Below are 3227 nucleotides of genomic sequence, written 5' to 3' on the forward strand. Positions count from 1 at the left end.
TGCCGAAACGCTGTTCGACGCGGAGTGGCTCGCCGCGCGCGCGATCGATCCGCGACCGTGGCACGCGGCATTGCGCGCCTGCATCGACGACGGCCGCTGGCGCAAGGCCTGACCTCCCCCGGCGTGGCGCGTGCCCGCGTCGGCCTCAACGCGCCGGATCGAGCATCGCGCGCAATTCGCGCACCTCGGCCTGCAGCGCTTCGTACGAGCGCCGCCACGCGCCCTCGCGCGGCGTCGCCCGCTCGAATCGCAGCAATGCATCGCGCACGTGCGCGACGCATTCGCGCAGGCGTGCGATCTGCGCGAGCGCGGCTTCGTGCTCGTCTCGGCCGACGAAGTACACCTTGCGGTCGCGACACACGCCGATGCAGGTCTGCGGCGCCTCGATCTTGCCGCAGCCGATGCACTGCCACGCCTGGATGTAGTCGGGTTCGGGCACGCGGTGGTCGGGCATCGCGATGCTAGACGTCCGCGAACACGAGGCTCGCGTTCGTGCCGCCGAAGCCGAAGCTGTTCGACATGACCGTGCGCAGTCGCGCCTCCCGGCTCTCGCGCACGATCGGCAATCCCTGCGCGCGCGGGTCGAGTGCATCGATGTTCGCGGAGCCCGCGATGAAACCTCGTTGCAGCATGAGGATGCTGTAGATCGCTTCGTGCACGCTCGCGGCGCCGAGCGCGTGGCCGCTCAGCGCCTTGGTCGACGACAGCGGCGGAACGTCGGCACCGAACGCCGCGCGAACCGCGTCGAGTTCGACCAGGTCGCCGAGCGGTGTCGCGGTGCCGTGCGTGTTGAGGTAGTCGATCGGCACGCCCGCGCGCGCGATCGCCATGCGCATGCAGCGCAGCGCGCCCTCGCCCGAGGGCGCGACCATGTCGGCGCCGTCGGAGCTGACGCCGTAGCCGACCAGTTCGGCATGGATGCGCGCGTCGCGCGCTCGCGCGTGCTCGAACGCCTCGAGCACGAGCATGCCGCCGCCACCGGCGATGACGAAGCCGTCGCGACCGGCGTCGTAGGGTCGCGATGCAGCCTGCGGGGTCGCGTTCCACGCGCTCGACAGCGCGCCCATCGCGTCGAACTGCGCGGTCATGCCCCAGTGCAGTTCCTCCGCGCCGCCGGCGAACACGACGTCCTGCGCGCCGTGACGGATGAGATCGGCCCCGGCGCCGATGCAATGCGCCGACGTCGCGCACGCGGCCGCGATCGAATAGCTGACGCCGAGGATGCCGAACGCGGTCGCGAGCGTGGCCGATACGGTCGAGCACATCGTGCGCGGCACCATGTACGGGCCGACGCGACGCACGCCCTTCGTTCGCAGGAGATCGGCGGCCTCGATCTGCCATTGCGCCGAACCGCCGCCGGAGCCGGCGACGACGCCGATGCGCGGGTGGCAAATCCGGTCGAGCGCGAGGCCCGCGTCCGCGACCGCGTCGCGCATGGCGATCCATGCATAGGCGGCCGCGTCGCCCATGAAGCGTCGCGCCTTGCGTTCGATCGCGGCGTCGAGGTCGATCCGAGGCACGCCGGCGACCTGGCTGCGCAGCCCGAGCGTGGCGTAGCCGGGCACCGCGCACACGCCGCTGGTGCCGTCGCGCACGGCGCGCGCGACGTCGGACAGGGCGTGACCGAGGCACGACACGATGCCCATTCCCGTGACGACGACGCGCCGCATCAGAAGCCCTCCGTCGATTGGAACAGGCCCACGCGCAGGTCCTTGGCGACGTAGATGAGCCGGTCGTCGACGAAGGTGCGCCCATCGGCGACGACCATGCGCAGCCTGCCGCGAACGACGCGACTGACGTCGATGACGTAACGCACGAGGCGCGACTCGCGCAGGACTTGTCCGGTGAACCTCACCTCGCCGACACCGAGCGCGCGACCGCGCCCGGGCTCGCCGAGCCACGGCAGGAAGAACCCCGCGAGCTGCCACATCGCATCGAGGCCAAGGCACCCGGGCATGACCGGATCGCCGTCGAAATGGCAGCCGAAGAACCAGAGATCCGGACGGATGTCGAGTTCGGCTTCGAGACATCCCCTGCCGTGGGCGCCGCCGTGCTCGTCGATGCCCGTCACGCGATCGAACATCAGCATCGGTGGCGACGGCAGGCGCGCGTTGGCGGCACCGAACAGCTCGCCGCGTGCGCAGGAAAGGAGTTGCTCGTGGTCGAGCGACGACGGTCGGGACATGGCGGCGCATTCCGAATCGGCGAAAGCCGCGAGTCTCCACGCCCGCGCACGGCGTCGCCTTGATGCAGGTCAAGGCCCTCCGCCCGTGCGCGGCGAAACGGCGGTTGCGTCCGCATCGGCGAGGAAGCGCGCGGCGCGACGGCGCACGCCGCGCAGCGTCCACCACAGCAGCGCGCGCGAAGCGACGATCGCGACGGCGGACGCCTGCACGAGCGGCGACGACGGCCACAGCAGGGCGGCCGGCAACAGCAGCGCGACCGCGAGCAATCCGGCGAGCACACGCCAGCGATCGGCGTCGGGCAACAGGCGCTGTACTGGCGGCAGCCGCGTGCCGCGACCGCAACGGCGGTGCAGGTCGATCCAGCCGAGAAAGGCGGCGATCTCGAGCTGCATGCCGCAGGCCAGCAGCGGCAGCGCGACCGCGACCGCGAGCGCGCCCGCGAACAGGCCATGGCCGAGCGCGAGCGCGAACGCCGCGGCGCCGAGCGCGATCGAGCCTGTGCGCCAGAACGCGCGCAGCGGCGCATTGCGCGCATGCGGCGCGCGCGCCTGCAGCCACAGGACCCCGAGCGCGAACGCGATCGCGAGGCCGGCCAGGAGCATGCGCAGTGCGAAATCGTGCGCATGCGCGAGCCGAACCGCCGCCGCGAGCGGCAACCCGAACGCGACGCTGCCGAGCCAGGCCGCAAGGACGGGCCCTGGCACCGTCGCGGTCCCCTGGAACATCGGCATGACGACGCGGCCGACGACGACGAGGCTCAGCAGTATCCAGCCGAGCACGCCGCACGCGGCGTGCACGTCCACGAGTGCAGGCAATGGCCACGGCGTTGCGATATGGCCGGCGAGCGCGAGCGAGACGATCGCGCCGCAGGTCGCCGTGGCGAGCGCGCCTGCGATCGAGAGGCCGAGGCCGCTGCGCAGTAGCCGCTGCCCTCCTGCGCCGATCAGCCCAGGCAGCGTCATGCCTGCGAGCAGTACGAACGCGGCCGACAGGAACATCGACGCCGGCGCGAACAGCGCGCGCACCGACCGCTGCAGCGCG

General features: G+C 72.0%; 4 protein-coding genes. All 4 read right to left on the reverse strand.

Annotated features, from left to right (window positions below):
* Positions 1-145 precede the first annotated feature (145 nt).
* Positions 146-454: a hypothetical protein gene (locus VI238_RS16185; protein WP_331653200.1), complete on the reverse strand. Its 309-nt coding sequence runs from the start codon at positions 452-454 to the stop codon at positions 146-148.
* Between the two features lie 7 nt (positions 455-461).
* Positions 462-1670: a beta-ketoacyl synthase N-terminal-like domain-containing protein gene (locus VI238_RS16190; RefSeq protein WP_331653202.1), complete on the reverse strand. Its 1209-nt coding sequence runs from the start codon at positions 1668-1670 to the stop codon at positions 462-464.
* Complete coding sequence (gene fabA, locus VI238_RS16195) at positions 1670-2185, reverse strand: 3-hydroxyacyl-[acyl-carrier-protein] dehydratase FabA (RefSeq protein WP_331653204.1); 516 nt, start codon at positions 2183-2185, stop codon at positions 1670-1672. Before fabA ends, VI238_RS16190 begins: the two co-directional genes overlap by 1 nt.
* Positions 2186-2254: 69 nt before the next feature.
* Positions 2255-3227 (reverse strand): hypothetical protein (locus VI238_RS16200; protein ID WP_331653206.1); only part of this gene is annotated, 973 nt, incomplete at its 5' end.

The sequence above is a fragment of the Dokdonella sp. genome, assembly GCF_036518555.1.
GTDB lineage: Bacteria > Pseudomonadota > Gammaproteobacteria > Xanthomonadales > Rhodanobacteraceae > Dokdonella_A.